The sequence below is a fragment of the Verrucomicrobiia bacterium genome (assembly GCA_035495615.1).
GTDB lineage: Bacteria > Omnitrophota > Omnitrophia > Omnitrophales > Aquincolibacteriaceae > DATJFP01.
The window spans coordinates 1-19164 of sequence record DATJFP010000004.1 but is presented as its reverse complement, the minus strand read 5'-3'; the positions used below and the strand labels follow the sequence as shown (position 1 = coordinate 19164).

Here is a 19164-nt window from a genome sequence, read left to right as displayed (position 1 = left end):
CTGGCCGGAAAGGCTGGTGCCGGCCGCGCGGAACGTGAACGGCATTTCAAGAGAACGGCAGGCGCGCATGACGCGGCCGGTCTCGTCCTCGTTTTCCACTTTCACGACGAGCTTGGGAACGAGCCGGTAAAAGCTCGCGTCGGTTCCCAGCGCAAAGCGCGTCATCTCGTCGGTGATGATCCTCTCGCTAGGAAGAAAAGCCGAAAGGGCCTGCGCAGCTTGTAAGGGGTCGGACGCCATGGCTCTAATTTACACCCAAGCGGGCAAGGTGGAAAACGTTTTCCGGGGGCGGGATTCCGGCGTTATTTCTCGGGCGGAAGGATCTTGATGTCGCGGGACGCGGCAAGGGGTTCGGACGCGGCGTCTTTGCCGTCTCCGCCCATTTCCATTTTGGGTTTCTGAGGTTTCAAATCGCGGACGGCGGTGCTTTTCGAGGCGGATTCGGCCTGCTGGAGCGCTTTTTTGCAAAGCGCCTCCTGCACCCGGAATTTCTTTTCGTCACCCGCTTCTTTCCTGCGGTAGCTGCCGTCGGGCTGCAGCACCCAGGATTTGACGTTGTCCTTGAAGTAAAGGCCGAGCAGCTCGATGAGCGATTTCTTGAGCTTGTCGTCTTCCACGGGAAACATGATCTCCAGCCGCTTTTCCAGGTTGCGCGGCATCCAGTCCGCGCTGGACAGGAACACGTCCTCGTCCCCGCCGTTCCGGAAATAAAAAATGCGGCTGTGCTCGAGGAACATGTCCACGATGCTGACGACCTCGATGTTCTCGGAAAGGCCGGGCACGCCGGGACGCAGCGCGCAGATGCCGCGCACGTTCAGCTTGATTTTGACGCCGGCCTGCGACGCGCGGTAAAGCGCCTCGATGATCTGCGGGTCGACGAGCGAATTCATCTTGGCCATGATCATACCGGGTTCCTGCTTGTTGCTGCGCATGCCCTCGCGCAGGATCAGGCGCTCGAGCTTGCGGCGCAGGCCATAAGGCGCGATCTCGATCTTCCGGAAGCCGACCGGGTGCGAGAATCCCGTGATCACGTTGAAAAAGGAGGCGACGTCGGAGGTGATCTCTTCCTGGCTCGTAAAAAAGCCGAGGTCGGAATAAAGCCGCCCGGTCCTTTCATTGTAATTGCCGGTGGACAGGTGCAGGTAGCGCTTGATGCCTTCGGTCTCGCGGCGAACGACAAGGCAGCATTTGGCATGCGTCTTCAGGCCGGCCACGCCGTAGAGCACGGTGGCGCCCGCGTTCACGAGGCGTTCCGCCCATTCGATGTTGCGCTGTTCGTCGAAGCGCGCCTTGAGTTCGACGAGCACGGTCACCTGCTTGCCATTTTCCGCGGCCTTTTCCAGGTGCGCGATGACGGCCGAGGGATGCGCCGCGCGGTAAAGCGTCTGCTTGATGGCCAGGACATCCGGGTCCTGCGACGCTTCTTTCAGGAAGCGGAGAAACGCATCGAAGGATTCGTACGGGTGATGCACGATGACATCGCGCTCTTTGAGAAGCGTCCACACGTCCTGTTCCTGGAAATCCCTGGAAGGAAGCGGAGTCCACGCTGGCCGGCGGAGATTTTCGAACTGGGGCTGGAACGCGAGCTGAGAAATGCTCTTGAGGTCCATCCACTCCCCGCTTTTGTAGACGCGGTGCGCCGGCACCTCCAGCCTCTTCGTGATGTAATCCATCATTTTTTCTGATCCTGACGCCTCGACGCGCACGAAAAAACTTTTGCGCCGCAGGCGCAGGGCTTCGGTCATGACCTTGGCAAAGTCCTCGTCTTTTTCTTCGTCGAGCGAAAGTTCGGCGCCGCGGGTCAGGCGCAAAAGGCCCTGATCCACGATCTCGTAGCCGGAAAAAAGTTCAGGCGCAAAAAGAGAAATCACGTCTTCCAGGAGGATGAACGCGTAGCCGGTCTCGGAAGGAAGCGCGATGAGGCGCGGATAATTTTTGGGCAGCTCGATCATGGCGTGGTACCGGTTTTTCGCCTCGGCCGGGTCCATCAGCTCCACGACGCGGTAAAGGCTCAGGTTCACAAGGACCGGCACGGGCTGGTCGTCGCGGATCGCGATGGGCGTCAGAAGCGGCAGCAGTTCCTTTTGCAGGAGCTGGCTGAGGTAAACGCGCTGCGCTTCGGAAAGCCCCTGCGGCCGTACGCGCAGGATCCCCGCTTTTTCCATTTCGGGAGCGAGCGTTTTCTCGAAATGCTCGTGCTGCCGGTCCATGAGCTTGAAGGCGCGCGCGTAGACTTCTTTGAGCATCTCCTGGCCGTCGCCCAGGCTGGCCAGGCGCACCATGAAGAACTCGTCGAAATTGGAGCTGGCGATCCCCGAGAATTTCATCCTCTCCATGAGCGGGTTGGTCTCGTCCATGGCCTCGGCCAGAACGCGGGCGTTGAATTCGATCCATGACAGCTCACGGTCAAAATATTTAGGGGTCTCGGTCGCGGTCATGATCAAAGCGGCTCGCTTGTCTGTTTGATGTCGATCGGCGCCCCGAAAACGTCGGCGAACAGATCGCCTTTCTCACGCAGGCTGTTGCGCTCGAGGCTGATATCGCCCAGCTCTTCCGGAACGAGCAGGATGTAGGCATCTTCCCCGGGACGGAGCACGAAATTGCGGATCTTCTGCTGGTGGCCGTGGTCGAGCGCGTCCGCGACCCGGAGGAGCGCCGCGAGTTTCGACACGACCGAGCGGTCTTCCTTGGGCAGCGACATGTACCCGACGTGCGAGGGCTGCGGCGTGGCTCGCCGGTGGTAGCGCACGACATTGGAAACGATATTGCGGTCCGCCTTGCGCAGTCCGAAGATGTCCGCGGTGTCCACGAGATAACTCGAATGCTTATGATGGCTGGTCGGCGCGATGTAGCTGCCGATGTCGTGCAGCGTGGCCGAGACTTCCAGCAGCAGCCTTTCTTTGGATCCCATGCCGTGGTCTTTTTTGAGCGCGTCGAAAAGCTTCAGGGCCAGCGACGTCACGCAGCCCGCGTGCCCCTTGTCATATTTGTACTTCTCCGCCAGGTGGCGCGCGGAATTGATGACCTGCTTGGAAACGTCCGTCCGCTTGTAGCCCGAGAGCATCTGCGCGAGCTCGAGCAGAAGCCCGTCGCGAATGCTTGTCATCGGCACCACCACGCTTTCCGCCTTGGTCTCACCCAAAAAGTTGAGATAAACGAGCAGCGACGCATAAAGCGTTTCCGCCTGCGCGTAAGGAATGCCGTACTGCTCCGCGATTTTTTCCGGCGCGAGCTTGGCGATTTTGTTGACCAGGCCCACGAATTCTTTCTGGTCGAGCGTCACGAAAGGCTCCGTCCCCTTGGCGCCGAGCTGGCCCGCGACAAAGCGCATGTCGGAGCCGAGCGCGATGAACGTGTCCACCTGCGAAAAGCTGTATTCCCGCGCCGAATAAACGGCGATCTCATGCACGTGGCGCTTCAGGAGCCGCTGCATCACGGCCGGCTCGGTCTTGCCCGGGTTCGTCTTTTCCGGAAGCCGCAGCGAGCCCAGCGCGATCGTGCGTGTGATTTCCACCTGACCCTGGTTCAAGATGATCATCTCGGTCGTGCCCGAGCCGACTTCGACGATGAGGCAGTTCTTCGTGCCCAGGTCCATCTGGTTGCCGAGCGCATGTTCCACGGCGATCAGCTCCAGGCGGTTTTCCTCGGGACCGTCCAGGATCTCAATGTCGATGCCTGTCCGCACGTAGACCTGGTCGATGAAGTTGTCGCGGTTCATGGCTTCGCGCACCGCGCTCGTGGCAATGGCCTGGATCTTGTTCACGGCATAACTCTGGGCCACGGACTTGAAATTTTTCAGGATCTCGATGGCCTCGCGCATGGCCGCGTTGCCGATGCGGCCGGTCGTGAAGACTTCCTTGCCGAAGCGGATGGGCTTCTGCAGGTTTTCCAGATAACGGATTTCGCTTTTGCCGCCGAGCTCGGCCACGATCATGCGGATGCCGCTGGTGCCGATGTCGATGACGGCCACGATTTGTTTGGTGACGACGGCTTCGGTCATGCGCGGCTCCCCTTCGCCGACAGCGCATCACTGGCCAGCTTGGCCGCGCCCTTGACGATCGCGTAATCGCCCAGCTTCGCGGGCGCGACTTTCACGGCCTGCACGAGCGGTCCCATGGCGTAGCGCTTCATGGTGTCGCGTGCCTCCGGAATGATCCAGGCTTCGAGCGCCTCGACCATTCCTCCGCCGAGGACGAAAAGCTCCGGACTCAACAGATTCACGATGTTGGCCATGGAGAGCCCGACCAGGCGCGCTTTGGAAATCATCAGATCTTTCACGGCCGCATCCCCGTCCTGAATGGCTTTGAGCAGCGGCTTGCTTTTGATTTTCCGGACATCATAGCCCACTTCCTGATAGAGATGCGGCGCCAGCTGTCGCATGACCAGCTGCGCGGCCTGCGACGAAATCGCCAGGCGTCCGGTCATGGCTTCGAGCGTCCCAGGAAATTGCTGAGGATCGTGAAAAGCCGGCGGCGTCACGAAGGTGTGGCCGATTTCCCCGGCCGCGCCCGTCGCGCCGCGGTAGAGCTTCCCGTCCAGGATGAACGCGCCGCCCACGCCTGTCCCCATGAAAATGCCGCACACGTGCGAATAGCCTTTGGCCGCGCCGAACTGCTGCTCGCCGTAAAGGCCTGCGTTCGCGTCGTTCTCGACGACCGCCGGGACTTTGAACTGCCGCCTGAGCCGTTCGCGCAGCGGATAATTTTTCAAAAAAGAAATGTTCGGCGAGAGTTTCACGGCGCCGTCTTTGATGATGCCTGGGCATCCCATGCCGATCGCGGCCACCTGCTTGAGGCTGATCTTCGCTTCGTCGAGCGCGAACTCCACGTTTTCCACGAGGGTCCTGAAAAAAACTTTCTCGCCGAGGTTCGGCTCGCATTTGCATTTGCTCATGCCTTTGACGGAAAAAGTTTTGTCGAGAACGGCGGTGAGGAGTTTTGTACCGCCCAAATCCATGCCGATGAAATATTTGCGATTTTTCTTTGCCATGCGCCACCCGGGTTGCGTTATTCTAATGAAGCGATGTAAGGTCTGGGTTTAAGACGTGTAAGTCTTTTGTAAAATGAACATTATACCTTTTTGGAGGGAATCTTCCAACGAGGGAGCCGCAGACTGCTTTAAACCTTTTTCTGCTTGGTCTTACGCGCCATGCGGCGGAGATGATGGGGCATCAGAAGCGTCATGATGCCGTATTCTTTGTCGGAGAGATTGAGATGGCAGAGACCGCCTTTTTTCAGGACCAGCGGGAGGTTCGGCTGGTCGGTCAGCAGCAGGCCGATGAGGCGGCCGAGAAAGGGTTCGTGGCCGACGATCATCACGCTTTCGTATTCGTCGGAAAGGCGCTGGATCTCTTTCAGAAAGGCGCGCGGCTTGGCCTCGGCAATGAGGCCTTCGGAGAACTGCAGCTTTTTCCTGGCCGAAAAAACGCGGGCCACGATCTCGGCGGTTTCGCGGGCGCGCACGTAAGGGCTGGAAATAAGCACGTCGAATTCGACGCCGGCAGCCTTCAGGCCGAGCGCGCCGAGGTGCATTTTCTCGCGGCCTTCGCGGGTGAGAGGCCTTTGCGAATCGTCCTTGAGGTAGCGTTTGTCCCCGCGTTCCACGGCAATGCCGTGCCGGAGGATGTAGAGTTCCATACGCGCGCCATTGTCGCGGAAACCGGAGGAAATCGCAATAACAATTATCCCCTCTTTTCCCCCGTTTTACCTGGATTTTACACGCCTTTAGGCCGCGGACGGCAGCTCGACGGGGTACCCGCATTCTTTCCACTCCTTGATCCCGCCCTCATACGCGTAAACGTCGAAGCCTTTGGCCGCGAGCTTTTCGGCGGCCCTGCGGGACGCGTCGCATTCGCGGCTCGCGCAATACGTCACCACCTGCTTTTTCTTGTCCAGTTCCCGGTCGCGCTTGTCCAGCTCGTCCACGGGAATTTTCAAGGAGCCTTCGATAAATCCCAGATTGTAATACTGCGGCGGCAGCACGTTCAAAACCTGGATCTGCGAACCGCTTTGAATCTGGCGGATGAGTTCTTCCTTGCTCATGGTTCGAACCTTCGGCGTCACGTTGAGAGACATGGTCGTTCTCCTTTCAAGCGGCTTTCGGAATGGGATGAGCATGCACGGACGCGGCGCGGTGCCGGCGATGCACTGCGGGACGGGCCCGCCGCGCGCGGGTACGGACACGGCGTTTGGGCACCGCACCACCGCGAAGCCTTTTATAGGCGCGCAGGGGCAAGTCCCAGCCTTTCAGCGCGGCGAGAGCCGGCAGAAAACGCCATTTTCGCGCGGCGACGACGGCGACGACAAGGCCGATGAAAATGTTGCGGCGCGTCGACGGCTTGACCTTCCGTAAAGCGCGCCTTGCAGACTCGATCGTGGTTTCGTTCCTCATGACAGACCTCGAATGATTGGCTTCGTTTTTTAAAGGGACTTGCTCGAGCTTATTTTAGGCACAGGCGCCGAGGGACAAATCAGGGAAACGCTTGAAAGCCTTTCAGGCGCGGGCGGGCTTTGGGGCAGGATACGTGACTTTGCGGCCGCGGATGCGGGCAAAGGGCGTTTTCCTGTGCAGGCGGCCGGGCTTGCGGCTGGAAATCTGCGTGACTTCGATGCCCCGCGCGAGAAGCGCGTCAGCCAGAAGCGAACGGTGGCAGCGGAACGGGTTGCCTTCGGCGCACATGAACGCCACGGTCTTTTTTTCCGCGAGGCCCAGGAGTTTTTTCACGCCCTTTTCGAATTCGGGCGTCTGCATGTAATCCGCGTAGCCGCGGAAACTCGCGTTTTGCCAGCCCTTGTTCACCGAATCCGGCCGCGCCTTCCGAAGCCCGCCCAGGTCTTTCAGGTGCACGTACCGGATTTTTTCTTTTCGCAGGCTGCGCTTCAGCGCATCCCCGTTGTACTGCGGGTTATGCCGCGACTTGGGGACCGTGCGGATGTCCGCCAGGCAGCGGATGCCGTGCGCTTTGAGGATGGCAATAAAAGCGTCGATCGGACGGGTCGAATGCCCGAGTGCGTAAAGCATGCCGCAGCTTTCTCGGAGGGGAAAAGGGATGTTAGTCCGCGAGTTCGGTGCGGTCAAAGGCGCCGAGGACGAGGCAAAAAAACAAAAAGGCGAGCGCGGCCACCGCCCACAGCGGGTTCATGTCCCCGCTGAGCGTCACGCGCCGGAACTGTTCCATGAAAATGACGAGCAGCCCCGCCGCGCCCAGGATGTTGCCTTCTTTTTCCATGGCCGCGCGCCAGCGAAAGCGCGTGCCGGACGATTTGAACCGGACAAAGGAAGGAAACACATTGCCCACCTTCGCGCGGTATTCTTCGTAGGCTTCGGGATAGAGCATGTGGAGCGCGGACTCACGCGCCCAGAGTATGGGCAGCGAAAGCGCGAGAAACGTTCCAAGCGAAATCAGGATGAGCGGCGGAAGCATGAGCAGCATGGACAAGCCCAGGACGATGAGAAAATCCGCCGTGAAGTACGGGTTCCGGAGGACCGAATAAATCCCGCTGTCACAAAAACGGAAATGCACACCGTCTTTTTTCGTGACGGTCCTGGCGGTCGAGCCGCTGGTCCAAAACCGCAGCAGCAGGCCGGACAGCACGATGGCCATGGCTGTCGCGCGGACAGTGCCGTCGCCGAAGCCGCCGAAGGAAAGATAATCCAGGTGCGGGGCATTGGCAATCAGGATTACAAGAGGAATGGCGTAGAACCACCGACGGACGCAATGCAGAGAATTTCCCACGCGGATCACGAGGTTCGGAGCGGCACAGGACTGATGGACTTTCATGGTCATCTCCCCGGCCGCCTTCTGCGGCGGCCTGCATTAATGAACGGCAATTTCGCCGGAAGATTGACCGTGTCGGCCCGGGGAGGAACCGGCCCTGGGGAGGAGGGTTTTATTGTACACCCGGCGGCGGGAACGGAAAATCCCGTTTTTTCCGGCCTAATCCAGGGGATTGATGGGCAATTCCGTCTTTTTCACGGCTTGCGTGGGTACGGAAAAGGCATGCTTGCGGCGCGGGTGGTAGCGCATGAGCGGCCGCGCGCAAACCGCGCCCACGGCCAGGCACATCAGGCCGGAAACAAAGAGCGTGGCGGGCGCGCCGAAGACGTCCGCGGCATGGCCGGCCAGAAGGCTGCCGAACGGCATCGTGCCCATGAAGGCCATGGCAAACAGGCTCATCACGCGGCCGCGCTTGTCGTCGTCGACGAGCGCCTGCAGCAGCGTGTTGCCGGACGCCATCTGCGCGATCATGCCGAAACCGACCAGGACCATGAGTATCTCGGACAGCCAGAAGAGGCGCGAAACCGAAAAGGCCAGGATGGCCGCGCCGAACAGCATGGTGTTGGCCACGATCACGGCCGCGAGTCCGTCCGTCGATTTGCGTGAGGCAAGATACGCGCTGCCGATCAGCGCGCCTACACCTGAAGCGCCGAGCAAAAGTCCGAACGCATTCGCCCCGCCCTGAAAGATGTCCTTGGCGTAAATCGGCAGAAGCACCGCGTAAGGCATGCCTGAAAAACTGATGAAGGCCACGTAGAGAAGCAGCGCGCGGATCGGCCGCGTCTTAAACGCGTAGGCGATCCCCTCTTTCAATTCCAGGAACACGTGCTTGGAGCCCGACTGGCGCTGGCGCCGCTGCACGCGCAGGGCGATGAGCGCCAGGATGACCGCGAAATAACTGAAGCCGTCGATCAAAAAGCAAATCCCCTCGCCCGCGGCCGCGATCAGCACGCCGGCCAGAGGAGGCCCCACAAGGCGCGCGCTGTTGAACATGAGCGAATTGAGCGCGATGGCATTGCTCATGTCCTCCCTTTTTTCCACAAGGTCCACGACCAGCGACTGGCGCGCGGGCACGTCGAACGCGTTGATGAGGCCCTGGGCCATGCTGAGCACCAGCACCTGCGGGGCCGTGATCTTCCCGCTCAGCGCGAGCGCAGCCAGTGCGAAAGATTGGAGCATGCCGAGGATCTGGGTGGCAATCAGGATGCGCCGCCGGTTCCAGCGGTCGGCGAGCACGCCGGCCACCGGCGCGAGCAGGAAAGTAAGGAACTGGCTCGAGAAACCCACCAGCCCCAGCCACATCGCAGAATGGGTCAGGCGGTAAACAAGCCAGGTGGTGGCCACCTGCGTGACCCAGGTGCCCATGAGAGAGAGGCTTTGCCCCGCAAAAAAAAGACGGTAATTACGCGAACCCAGCGCGCGGAAAAAGCCGCCGGAAGATTTTTCCATAAATGAATGCCTTCAGATTAAGGGTTCATTCTACGGTTATGGCACCAAAAGACAAGAGAGGACGCAAAAGGCGAAAGGAGGTCAAGCGACCTTGGAAGGAGCCGCAGGCCGGACGGCGCGGGGTTCGGGGTAAACGCGGCGAAACTCGGTGAAAACGGGCGCGGCCGCGCGGGGATCGAAGAGCGCGACGTTCCATCCGGAAGCGTCGTAAGCGCTGGGATAGCGGATGCCGTCGAAGCCTTTTTCGCGGAAAGCCGCGGCCAGCCGCCGGGAAAAGGAATAACAAAGATCTTCCTGCGCCGCAGGAACCGGCAGGGAAAGAAAATCGCTGAGGCATTCCCAGATGAGCGCCTCGCGCGGCTGGTCGAAGAACCAGGGAAGCCGGCGGGATCCGTCTTCCGCGCCGCGCGTGTTGACGAGCTGCTGCTCCTTGATCATTTCAAAACGCGCGAGCAGGACATCGGCTTCGGCGGCCGCTTCCGCGATCGCGGTCTTGGGTTTCCCGGAAAGGTAAAGGCAGGAAATGCCCTGAGGATTGAAACGGCCGGGACGCGCTTCCTCCGGTTCCGGCGCGCTGATCTGCTGCGGGATCCCGCTGTCCACGGCCCGGGCGCGGTAAAGGCAGTCCCCGCGCGAAAGCGTGACATGCCGCTTCCCGCAGGAGTCGAGGATTTCTTTTTCCAGCTTTTCCCAAGGTTCCGTCAGAAAAAAGCGGCCGCGGTTTTTGTCATAGCAGTGGCGGTCGAACCAGTGCCCTGCCGCGTGTTTATCCTGCATGGCTCACGTCCTTTGCGATCATTTTAAGCGCGGCAAAGCAAAGCACAAGAACGTTATCGCGGGAAAAATCATTTTGAGCAAATATCGTACGGCGCGGCGCGGAAAATCCCCGGCTTTTTTCCTAGTCTTCCTGATTGGCCCATCGCTCCTAATATTTTAGAACCATTCTGGAGAAAGGAGGCCGTATGAAACTCAAAGAACTCATGACAACTCACGTTCAGACGATCGAACCGGAGGCCACATTGCAGGAAGCGGCCGAGGAGATGAGAAACTGGGACGTCGGCGCCCTGCCGGTATGCGACAAAGCCAATACGGCAATCGGTTTCATCACGGACCGCGACATCGTGGTTCGAGCCATTGCCAAAGGGCTGGATCCCGTGAAGACCCAGGTCAAAGAAGTGATGAGCGCGGAAGTGCTGAGCTGTCCCGCGAGTTACGATCTCGAACGGGCGGTCGGCATCATGAAGGAGAAAAGAGTGCGGCGCATGATCGTGACCGACACGAACAACAGCCCGATCGGCATGATTTCGCTGGGCGACCTGGCGCTGCACTGCGACAAAAAAGACTTGTCCGAAAAAGTCCTGGAAGAAGTGTCGCGCCCCGGCACGGGAAAGCCTGCTTATTTCTCGGGCTTTTGAGCCTTGGCTTTCTTGGAGGCGGCCGCTTTTTCCTTTTCGACCGAGAGCCGGATTTCGGGATTGCCGAGGTCTTTTTTTCCGATCTTCAGTTCCTCGCGGACTTTTACGGCGAGTTCTGAGTAGCGCTTTTTGATGAGCTGGAGCTCTTCTTCCGTGAGGTCTTCGATATTCAGAAGGAAATTGTGGGCGCCGGACGTGGAGCGGATCAGCTCGTCCAGCTTCAATTGAATGGCTTCGTTGTCGCGGTTCTGCGTGTTCTGGATCAGAAAGACCATGAGGAAGGTCACGATCGTGGTGCCGGTATTGATGACCAGCTGCCAGGTATCGCTGAAGTGAAAAAGGGGCCCGGTAACGGCCCAGACCAGGACGACGGAGACGGCTGTCAGAAAAGCCGTGGGATGACCGCTCGCGCAAGCCACGCGGGTGGCCATCCAGTTGAAGATTTTTTTGAAGCATCCCATACTTCCTCCGATGTCGCTCTTCTATTATATCAAAAGCGGAGGAAGCCTCATCCCGGGCAGGTGACTTCGCGGCCTTTGTCATAGCAGGTGCTGGCCGGCCTGCCGCCCTGCGGCGGCCAGCGGTTCCAGCGCCCCTGCGCCTTGCCTTCGTTGTAGTAACGTTCCTCCTGGGGAGCGGCATCCTGGTACCAGGACTGCCAGAATCCGGTTTGAAGGCCTTTCTGGTAATAGCCGTGTTCCTTCATCCCCCCGTCCGGATACCAGAACGTCCATTCTCCGTCGCGCACGCCGTCTTTGACTTCGCCGAGGGCCGACAGCTTCCCGCCTTTTTCGCGTTCGGACATTTCTCCCGGCCGCGGCCCAAGATCCCAGGAGCACGGAGATTTCCACAGGAGGAGTTTTTTCACGGGCGCGTAAGTGCCGTCGGGCCGGCGCAGACGCGTCAAAAAATAAAGCGCGGCTTCGCGGAGCTTTTCCCCTTCCCCATGTTTCGCGTCCCAGGCGCGGCAGGCATCCGCGGTGAAGTAGCGCAGCTGCCGGGGATAATATTTCGTCGTGGTGTTCAGGTATTTGCGCCACTGTTCGTTGCGGTACGTGGGAGCGATGAGGGTCGGCTTTTCCCAGCTCACCGGCCGGTTTTTCCACAAATCCATCTCCTGCCCGTTTTCGAGGCGGCCCCAGGCCACGAACCAGTTGAGGTTGCCGCGCAGCTGCGCGAACATGCCCCATTCCTGGGTGAGCCCTGCCGCATGGCCGAAAATCTGCAGCGGTTTCGGCACGCGGAAATGCAGCGCCTTCACGCTCTGCAGGTTGTAGACGAGCACGTAAACCAGGCAAATTCCCGCGAGGAAATTGCGGGCCAGCCAGGTTGGGCCGCGCCGTGCTTCCTTCGCATGCGAAGAGCCGCCCAGTGCTTCCCAGAACTCGGAGGGAAGGAAAGGAAGGAAGGCCGCCATGGAAATCGCGGGGAAAAGCCCGACGTTCAGCGTGAGCGCGATGCCGGCCTGCATGGCCAGGAAGCCTGCGAGCGCCGCGGCGCGGAAAAATAAATTTTTTATGGGAAAGAAAAGAAGGACAGGGCCCGCGAGCTCGAGAAACAGCACCCCGCGGCCGAGCGCGGCCACGAGCGCCGGATGCTGCAGGAACATCATCGCCAGAGGCGTGCTGTTCTGTTCGTCCGCGATGCCCAGAACAAGCGAGGCGCCGGTGTGCCAGCCCTCGTACTCGGCTTTCATCAGGCCGGTAAAAAAATAAACACAGGCCACCTGCACGAGCAGCGCGGCCGTGGCCGCGGAAGTCTCACGCTGCTGCGGCCCGCCGGGCGCGGGCTTCAGGAAGCGGTCCACGCTGAAACGTTCCCCCATCGGCAGGAAGAGAGACCAGAAAAGAAGCAGCCGCAGGAACTCGCTCGACGCGTTGTCGACGAGGATGTTGCGGTTGTGCAGGGACATGAGCATCAGCCATGAGACCGCGGCCGCGGCGCGCGTAAAAAGTCCGGCGGCAAGAGCCAGCGCGGCCAAGGCGGAAATTCCGAATAGAACAAGCGCATAGCCCGTGCTGCCGTTCAAAAAATAAAACGAAAGCCGGCCCGCGGGCAGGGCCGAAGCCATGGCCGCGGCGCGCGGGAGCAGTCCGGCATCCGTATAAAAGGAAACGATGTCCGGAAGACGCACCGCCAGATCGGCGATGAGAAGGAGGCCGAGGACCATGCGGAAAAGCGCGAGGGAGCGGAGGTCGCATCCGAAAATATTTTGGAGCTTGGATCGCATGCGGAATTATACGGCGGCCGGGGTGCCGGCCTAAAGGATTTTCAGGAAGAAAAGCGGCTTAGTAGGACTTATCGTCGATCGGCGCGCCCGACAGATAGGAATGGTCATCGATAATCGCGCTCGGCGAGGGTGCAGCCTGATACGAATGATCGTCGATGCCCGCGCTCGGCGAAGGTTCGGCCTGGAAGGAATGATCGTCGATGCCGCCGACGTAGGATTTATCGTCGATCGGATTCGCCGCGCTCGGGGAAGGTTCGGCCGTGTACGAGAGATCGTCGATGCCCGCGCTCGGCGAGGGCTCGGCCTGAAAGGAGTGATCATCGATGCCGCCGACGTAGGATTTATCGTCGATGGGATTTACCGCCTGATCACCGCTGCCTTCGGCGAGTGGCGGTGCCGGCACGGTGCGGTCGTCGATGGCGCCGGAAGGATGCGCGGAAGCCGCGGCCGGATCCGCCGGGAAAAGGACGTCGTTTTCTTCTTCCGTATAGCGCGAGCTCCCGAAATTGGCGGGCGGCGCTTTGTCAGCTCTCACCGTGGGCCTTTCGTCTTTTGTCGGAGAATTCATTTCCTGGCTGAACGCGGAAGGAAGGAAGGCAAGAAGCAGGAACGTCAGGACAACGGCGGCGGTTTTGAGCCTCATGGAATTTCCCCCTTTAGACTGGTTACTTTGAAACCATAGCACCTGGAGAAGGAACGCCAAAGCAGTACCGGCGGTTTGCTATGATTTGCTAGTAGCCGCCATGCGGTTGACCGCTAAAACCACGATTGACATGAGCCCCTGGCCAATGCTACTGTTCTCTTAAGGAGATTCTATGAAAACCGCGCGTTTTTTGGTCGCCTTCCTGGTGCTGGTTCCGGCCGTCCTTTTCGCCTGCCACTGCCCGGCCATGGCTCAGGACGGAACGCTGAAGATCCAAAAAACCGCCTGTTCCTGCTGCTCTAAAACCGTGATCGCGCGCGATTGCGGTTCGCTGGCGCTCAAGGAAAAGGCGGATTCTCCGGCGCCGCAAAACGTCTTCGTTCCGGCCGCGCCTTCCCGCGAAGCGCCCGTGTCCCGGAATTTTGAAGCATCGCTCCTTTCGTCTTCACCGCCTCAGCCTTTCCTTGATCCCTTCGCTTTCTCCTCCGTCCTGCGCATTTAGAATTCTCTTTCCGCGTCCGTTTCGTTTTCTCATTCTTACGGAAAGAGGTGTCTCATGAAGTTTCTCGTCGCGTTTCTGATGGTATCTTTCGCGTTTCTGCCTTTCCCGTCCGCGGGCCTGGCGGAGGAGCACGCCCACGCCGGACACGATCACGCCGCGCCAGCTTCCGATTATTACCAATGCTCGATGCATCCCTGGATCGTCTCGGACAAGCCGGGCAAATGCCCCATCTGCGGGATGCCGCTCGTACACGTCACGGAAACGTCGAATGAAGGGCTCATCAACGGCCGTGCCGCCGTGCAGATCAGTCCCGCGCGCCAGCAGCTGATCGGCGTCACCAAGGATAAGGCGCAGATCAAGCCGCTTGTTTACAGCGTGCATACCGTGGGGCATGCGGCCTACAATCCCGACGTGGCCACGGCCTTCACCGAGTATCGCGAGGCCTACGTCGCTTTCCGGAAATCACGCGTGAACACCACGGAAAAAATCAGGGACCGCGCGGAGAAGCTCATGGAACTGGCCGAGCTCAAGCTGCGCCTGGCCGGGCTCAGCGACGAACAATTCAAGCAGATCCGGGATACGAGCTTCGATCCGAAAATCCTCGCAAGCATCTACTCTCCGGCGACGCTCGAGCTTCCGCAAGGCCATGGGTGGGTGGACGCGGACCTTTACGAATCGGATTCCGAACTCGTCAGGCCCGGGCAGCATGTCATGATGGCCTCCCCTGCGCTTCCCGGGAAAGTTTTCGAAGGCGTGGTCCGGACGACCGATCCCATCCTGAACGAATTTCCCCGCAAACTTCGCGTGCGCATCGATACCGATAAGGGCGACGCTTTGAAGGCCGGCATGGCGGTGGACATGCGTATCGAGGTCGAGCTCGGGGACAAGCTCGTCGTTCCCGAAGAGGCCGTCCTCGATTCCGGTTTTTCGAAGGTCGTTTTCGTGGGCCAGGGCGAAGACCGCATCGAACCGCGGCAGGTCATGACCGGCATGGAAGGCGACGGCTACGTGGAAATCCTCGACGGGCTCAAAGAAGGCGAGACCGTCGTCACTTCCGCCGCTTTTCTCATCGATTCCGAATCCCGGCTCCGCGCGGCGGCGCAGGGCTTTACGGCCGGCAAAACAACGGAGGCGGCGCCCGCGAGCGGGCACCGGCATCCGCAATGATCGAGAAAATTATTGCCTTTTCAGCCCGCAATAAATTCCTGGTGCTGATTCTCACCGGCGTCGCGCTTTTTTCGGCGGTGTGGTGCGTACGCAGCATCCGGCTGGACGCGCTCCCCGATCTTTCCGACACGCAGGTGATCGTCTATTCCAAGTGGGACCGCAGCCCCGACATCCTGGAAGACCAGGTCACCTACCCCATTGTGGCCGCAATGCTGGGAACGCCAAAGGTGAAAGCCGTGCGCGGCTTTTCCGATTTCGGCTATTCGTACGTCTACGTCATCTTCGAAGACGGCACGGACCTTTACTGGGCGCGCAGCCGCGTGCTCGAATACCTGAGCAAGATCCTTCCCCGCCTTCCCGAAGGCGTGAAAACAGAGCTGGGCCCGGACGCGACAAGCGTGGGCTGGGTCTACCAGTACGCGCTGGTCGACCGTTCCGGAAAGCAAAATCTCGGCGACCTGCGCTCATTGCAGGATTGGTATCTCCGGTACGCGCTGCAATCCGTGCCCGGTGTCGCGGAAGTGGCAAGCGTCGGCGGTTATGAAAAGCAATACCAGGTCCTCGTCAATCCGGACCGGCTTCAATCTTACAACATTTCGCTCATGGAAGTGGTTGATGCCGTGCGCAAGAGCAACAGCGAAACCGGAGCGCGCCTCATCGAATTTTCCGGATTCGAGTTCATGGTCCGCGCGCGCGGCTACATCAAATCCAAGCACGACCTCGAAAGTATCGTCGTGCGGATGGGCGACGACCGCATGACGCCGGTGCTGCTCAAGCACGTGGCAAGCGTGCGCTGGGGTCCCGAAATACGGCGAGGCGTCACCGACCTCGACGGACAGGGCGACACCGTGGGCGGTATCGTGGTGATGCGCCACGGCGAAAATGCGCTGCACGTTATCCAGCGCGTGAAGGAGAAAATGGAGGAGCTCAAATCGAGCCTTCCCCCAGGCGTCGAGGTCGTTGAAACCTACGACCGCTCGGAGCTGATCAAGGAATCGATCCATACGCTCAAGCACACGCTCGGCGAGGAAATGGTGATCGTAAGCCTGGTGATCCTCATCTTCCTCTGGCACATCCCTTCGGCCATAGTGCCGATCGCGACCATTCCCATTTCCGTGCTGCTGGCTTTCATCCCGATGTATTTTCTCGGGCTCACCTCGAACATCATGTCGCTCGCGGGCATCGCGATTTCCATCGGTATCCTCGTCGACGGCGCCATCGTCGAGGTGGAAAACGCTTATAAAAAACTGCAGCTCTGGGATGCGGGCGGGCGCAAAGGCGATTATCACGAAGTGCGCCTGCGCGCGCTGCAGGAAGTGGGCCCGTCGGTTTTCTTTTCGCTGCTGGTGATTGCCGCGGCGTTCATGCCCATCTTCACGCTCGTCGACCAGGAAGGCCGCCTGTTCCGGCCTCTGGCCATGAGCAAAAATCTCGCCATGGCCCTTGCCGCTGTGCTCGCGGTCACGCTCGACCCCGCCATGCGCATGTTGTTTACGCGCATGGATCCCTACGTCTTCCGCCCGCGCTGGCTGGCGGGGCTTGCTAACCGGGTCCTGGTCGGCCGCTACTATCCGGAGGAAAAGCATCCCGTGAGCCGCGCGCTTTTCCGCGTGTACGAGCCCGCGGTGCATTGGGTGCTGCGCCACCCGAAAAAAACCGTTCTTGCGGCCCTGCTGCTTGTCGCCGTCACGGTGCCGGTTTATTTCCGGCTAGGCTCGGAGTTCATGCCTCCGCTCAATGAAGGCTCCATCCTTTACATGCCCACCGCCTTCCCCGGCATGTCGGTAACCGAGGCGGAGCGGGTCCTGCAGATTCAGGGCAGGATCCTGAAAAGTTTTCCCGAGGTCGAACGCGTGTTCGGCAAAGCAGGACGGGCGGAAACGTCTACCGACCCTGCGCCGTTTTCCATGGTGGAGACGACCGTGCTTCTGAAGCCGAAAAGCGAGTGGCGCAAAGTGCCGCGCGAAATTCCCGGCTGGGTGCCGTCACCGCTGGCGGAATCGCTCCGGAAAATCCTTCCGGAACGGCGCATCAGCTACGAAGAACTGGTGCATCACATGGATGCCGGACTCCGCCTGCCGGGCATTCCCAACATCTGGACCATGCCGATCCGCAACCGCATCGACATGCTGTCCACCGGCATCCGCACGCCTGTCGGCATCAAGATCATGGGGCCGGATCTAACCCAAATCCAGCAAATCGGCGAGGAGCTCGAGAAAACACTCGGCGGCGTGCGCGGCGTGCGAAGCGCTTACAGCGAGCGCGTGGCCGGCGGGTACTTTCTCGACATCAACCTGAAGCGCGAGCATCTCGCGCATTTCGGGCTGACCGTGGCAGACGCGGAATCGATGGTCATGACCGCCGTCGGCGGCGAGACGGCAACAACCGTGATCGACGGCCGCGCGCGTTATCCGGTCCTCGTCCGTTATCTCAGCGATTTCCGCGACAACCTGCCCGCGCTGAAGAGGATCCTGATCTCCATGCCGGACGGGAAGAAAGTCCCGCTGTCGCTCCTTGCCGACATCCGGAAAGTCGAGGGGCCGGGCATGATCCGCAATGAGAACGGCATGCTCGCGGGTTATGTCTACATCGACATCGCGGGCCGTGACGTCGGCGGCTTCGTGAAAGAAGCCAAGGACATTGTGCAGCGCGGCGTTTCCCTGCCGTCGGGCTATCACCTTGTTTGGAGCGGGCAGTACGAAAACATGCAGCGCGTCCGGGAGCGGCTGAAGGTCGTTTTGCCGTTCACGCTGTTCCTGATCGCGCTGCTGCTTTACATGAATACCAAATCCGCGGTGAAGACGGGCATTGTACTGCTTGCCGTGCCGTTTTCCCTCGTCGGCGCCGTATGGCTCCTTTATATTTTGGGCTACAATGTTTCAATCGCGGTCTGGGTGGGCATGATCGCGCTCATGGGGCTTGATGCGGAAACAGGCGTCTTCATGCTGCTCTATCTCGATCTGGCCTACAATGACGCCGTGCGCGAAGGCCGGATGAATTCCAAAAGCGATTTGGACGAGGCCATTGTCCATGGCGCGGTCAAGCGCGTGCGGCCGAAAATCATGACGGTCATGGCTGCGCTTGTAGGCCTGCTTCCGATCATGGGCTCGGACGGCACGGGTGCCGATATGATGAAACGGGTTGCCGCGCCCATGGTCGGCGGGCTTATCAGCTCTTTCATTTTAGAGCTCCTGGTTTATCCCGCGCTTTTCTCCTTGTGGAAAAGCCGGGCGCTTTCGGAAAACGCTCGTCACAAAAAAGCCGGCGTTGAAGAATAAAAAGGAGGACGCCATGCCTCATTGCTGTCACGGCGATTCAGGCGCGGAAAAGAAACCGGGCGCCGGTTATACCTGCCCCATGCACCCGGAAATCGAACAGAAGCGTCCGGGAGCGTGTCCCAAATGCGGCATGGCGCTCGAGCCCAAAGAAATTCCCGCGGGCTCGCCCGCTTACACTTGCCCGATGCACCCCGAGATCGCCCGCTCTTCCCCCGGCGTTTGTCCGAAATGCGGCATGGCCTTGGAACTTAAGGCCTCCGGCGGAGAAATGGAGGAAAAAAATACCGAGCTGGAAAGCATGGCGCGGCGTTTTGGAATCAGCCTTCTTCTGACGCTGCCGTTATTGGCCGGCGCCATGGGAGGCATGCTGCCGTTCCTTTCACCGTTGATGCACGCCTCCTGGTTCCCGTGGATCCAGTTCTTACTCGCCACCCCGGTCATTGCCTGGGGCGGCTGGCCCTTTTTCGAGCGCGCGGCCCTGTCGCTCAGGCACCGCAGCCTCAACATGTTCACCTTGATTGCCATGGGCACGGGTGCGGCTTACCTTTTCAGCGCAGCGGCCGTGCTTTGCCCCGGCATTTTTCCTTCGTCGTTCCACGGCGAAGATGGACACATCGAAGTTTATTTCGAAGTCGCCGCGGCCATTACCGTGCTGGTCCTTCTGGGTCAGATCTTGGAACTCCGCGCGCGCAGCCAGACAAGC

The 19164-nt window shown here is 60.0% G+C and carries 19 protein-coding genes; 5 read left to right on the top strand and 14 right to left on the bottom strand.

Annotated elements, in window-relative coordinates:
* The 11 genes from VL688_00245 to VL688_00195 all read right to left on the bottom strand — a co-directional run.
* Positions 1–240, bottom strand: a 240-nt coding sequence (locus VL688_00245) for a hypothetical protein (GenBank protein ID HTL46478.1), incomplete at its 3' end; no start/stop codon positions are given.
* A gap of 62 nt (positions 241–302) precedes the next feature.
* Positions 303–2438 carry a polyphosphate kinase 1 gene (gene ppk1 / locus VL688_00240; GenBank protein HTL46477.1) on the bottom strand — a complete coding sequence of 712 codons (2136 nt, stop codon included), beginning with the start codon at positions 2436–2438 and terminating at the stop codon, positions 303–305.
* Positions 2439–2440: 2 nt separating this feature from the next.
* The gene (locus tag VL688_00235) at positions 2441–4000 is read right to left on the bottom strand and encodes an HD domain-containing protein (GenBank protein HTL46476.1); all 1560 of its coding nucleotides are present in this window, start codon (positions 3998–4000) and stop codon (positions 2441–2443) included.
* Positions 3997–4989 carry an ROK family protein gene (locus VL688_00230; GenBank protein ID HTL46475.1) on the bottom strand — a complete coding sequence of 331 codons (993 nt, stop codon included), beginning with the start codon at positions 4987–4989 and terminating at the stop codon, positions 3997–3999. The genes VL688_00235 and VL688_00230 overlap by 4 nt, the downstream gene beginning before the upstream one ends.
* Positions 4990–5117: 128 nt before the next feature.
* Positions 5118–5636 (bottom strand): phosphohistidine phosphatase SixA, encoded by a 519-nt coding sequence (sixA, locus tag VL688_00225; protein HTL46474.1) that lies wholly within the window; start codon positions 5634–5636, stop codon positions 5118–5120.
* A gap of 87 nt (positions 5637–5723) precedes the next feature.
* Positions 5724–6074, bottom strand: coding sequence for a rhodanese-like domain-containing protein (locus VL688_00220; protein HTL46473.1), 351 nt, complete (start codon positions 6072–6074; stop codon positions 5724–5726).
* 13 nt (positions 6075–6087) lie between these two features.
* On the bottom strand, positions 6088–6390 hold the full coding sequence (locus VL688_00215) for a hypothetical protein (GenBank protein HTL46472.1): 303 nt from the start codon (positions 6388–6390) through the stop codon (positions 6088–6090).
* A gap of 102 nt (positions 6391–6492) precedes the next feature.
* Positions 6493–7020, bottom strand: a complete 528-nt coding sequence (locus VL688_00210) for a DUF488 domain-containing protein (GenBank protein ID HTL46471.1) — start codon at positions 7018–7020, stop codon at positions 6493–6495.
* 31 nt (positions 7021–7051) lie between these two features.
* On the bottom strand, positions 7052–7786 hold the full coding sequence (locus tag VL688_00205) for a hypothetical protein (protein HTL46470.1): 735 nt from the start codon (positions 7784–7786) through the stop codon (positions 7052–7054).
* Between the two features lie 150 nt (positions 7787–7936).
* Positions 7937–9226 (bottom strand): MFS transporter, encoded by a 1290-nt coding sequence (locus VL688_00200; protein ID HTL46469.1) that lies wholly within the window; start codon positions 9224–9226, stop codon positions 7937–7939.
* An 81-nt stretch (positions 9227–9307) separates the two neighbouring features.
* Positions 9308–10003, bottom strand: coding sequence for an RES family NAD+ phosphorylase (locus VL688_00195; GenBank protein HTL46468.1), 696 nt, complete (start codon positions 10001–10003; stop codon positions 9308–9310).
* Between the two features lie 185 nt (positions 10004–10188).
* On the opposite strand from VL688_00195, the gene VL688_00190 reads away from it, so the two are divergent.
* The gene (locus VL688_00190; GenBank protein ID HTL46467.1) at positions 10189–10641 is read left to right on the top strand and encodes a CBS domain-containing protein; all 453 of its coding nucleotides are present in this window, start codon (positions 10189–10191) and stop codon (positions 10639–10641) included.
* Here the strand turns inward: VL688_00190 and VL688_00185 are convergent.
* From VL688_00185 to VL688_00175, 3 genes are all read right to left on the bottom strand, one after another.
* Positions 10623–11072, bottom strand: coding sequence for a low affinity iron permease family protein (locus VL688_00185; GenBank protein HTL46466.1), 450 nt, complete (start codon positions 11070–11072; stop codon positions 10623–10625). The two genes, VL688_00190 and VL688_00185, sit on opposite strands and share 19 nt — an antisense overlap.
* Positions 11073–11149: 77 nt before the next feature.
* Positions 11150–12871 (bottom strand): HTTM domain-containing protein, encoded by a 1722-nt coding sequence (locus VL688_00180; GenBank protein ID HTL46465.1) that lies wholly within the window; start codon positions 12869–12871, stop codon positions 11150–11152.
* A gap of 58 nt (positions 12872–12929) precedes the next feature.
* A complete protein-coding gene (locus VL688_00175) occupies positions 12930–13514 on the bottom strand; it encodes a hypothetical protein (GenBank protein ID HTL46464.1) in 585 nt (194 codons plus the stop codon).
* 172 nt (positions 13515–13686) lie between these two features.
* On the opposite strand from VL688_00175, the gene VL688_00170 reads away from it, so the two are divergent.
* The 4 genes from VL688_00170 to VL688_00155 form a co-directional block, all read left to right on the top strand.
* Positions 13687–14016, top strand: coding sequence for a hypothetical protein (locus VL688_00170; protein HTL46463.1), 330 nt, complete (start codon positions 13687–13689; stop codon positions 14014–14016).
* Between the two features lie 54 nt (positions 14017–14070).
* A complete protein-coding gene (locus tag VL688_00165; GenBank protein HTL46462.1) occupies positions 14071–15183 on the top strand; it encodes an efflux RND transporter periplasmic adaptor subunit in 1113 nt (370 codons plus the stop codon).
* Complete coding sequence (locus VL688_00160; GenBank protein ID HTL46461.1) at positions 15180–18461, top strand: CusA/CzcA family heavy metal efflux RND transporter; 3282 nt, start codon at positions 15180–15182, stop codon at positions 18459–18461. Before VL688_00165 ends, VL688_00160 begins: the two co-directional genes overlap by 4 nt.
* A gap of 13 nt (positions 18462–18474) precedes the next feature.
* The coding region (locus VL688_00155; protein ID HTL46460.1) for a heavy metal-binding domain-containing protein at positions 18475–19164 on the top strand (690 nt) is incomplete at its 3' end.

Bases quoted from the DNA above. Each gene is read 5' to 3' on its own strand.
- ppk1 (HTL46477.1), bottom strand. From the start codon at position 2,438: ATGACCGCGACCGAGACCCCTAAATATTTTGACCGTGAGCTGTCATGG.
- VL688_00235 (HTL46476.1), bottom strand. From the start codon at position 4,000: ATGACCGAAGCCGTCGTCACCAAACAAATCGTGGCCGTCATCGACATC.
- VL688_00230 (HTL46475.1), bottom strand. From the start codon at position 4,989: ATGGCAAAGAAAAATCGCAAATATTTCATCGGCATGGATTTGGGCGGT.
- sixA (HTL46474.1), bottom strand. From the start codon at position 5,636: ATGGAACTCTACATCCTCCGGCACGGCATTGCCGTGGAACGCGGGGAC.
- VL688_00220 (HTL46473.1), bottom strand. From the start codon at position 6,074: ATGTCTCTCAACGTGACGCCGAAGGTTCGAACCATGAGCAAGGAAGAA.
- VL688_00215 (HTL46472.1), bottom strand. From the start codon at position 6,390: ATGAGGAACGAAACCACGATCGAGTCTGCAAGGCGCGCTTTACGGAAG.
- VL688_00210 (HTL46471.1), bottom strand. From the start codon at position 7,020: ATGCTTTACGCACTCGGGCATTCGACCCGTCCGATCGACGCTTTTATT.
- VL688_00205 (HTL46470.1), bottom strand. From the start codon at position 7,786: ATGACCATGAAAGTCCATCAGTCCTGTGCCGCTCCGAACCTCGTGATC.
- VL688_00200 (HTL46469.1), bottom strand. From the start codon at position 9,226: ATGGAAAAATCTTCCGGCGGCTTTTTCCGCGCGCTGGGTTCGCGTAAT.
- VL688_00195 (HTL46468.1), bottom strand. From the start codon at position 10,003: ATGCAGGATAAACACGCGGCAGGGCACTGGTTCGACCGCCACTGCTAT.
- VL688_00190 (HTL46467.1), top strand. From the start codon at position 10,189: ATGAAACTCAAAGAACTCATGACAACTCACGTTCAGACGATCGAACCG.
- VL688_00185 (HTL46466.1), bottom strand. From the start codon at position 11,072: ATGGCCACCCGCGTGGCTTGCGCGAGCGGTCATCCCACGGCTTTTCTG.
- VL688_00180 (HTL46465.1), bottom strand. From the start codon at position 12,871: ATGCGATCCAAGCTCCAAAATATTTTCGGATGCGACCTCCGCTCCCTC.
- VL688_00175 (HTL46464.1), bottom strand. From the start codon at position 13,514: ATGAGGCTCAAAACCGCCGCCGTTGTCCTGACGTTCCTGCTTCTTGCC.
- VL688_00170 (HTL46463.1), top strand. From the start codon at position 13,687: ATGAAAACCGCGCGTTTTTTGGTCGCCTTCCTGGTGCTGGTTCCGGCC.
- VL688_00165 (HTL46462.1), top strand. From the start codon at position 14,071: ATGAAGTTTCTCGTCGCGTTTCTGATGGTATCTTTCGCGTTTCTGCCT.
- VL688_00160 (HTL46461.1), top strand. From the start codon at position 15,180: ATGATCGAGAAAATTATTGCCTTTTCAGCCCGCAATAAATTCCTGGTG.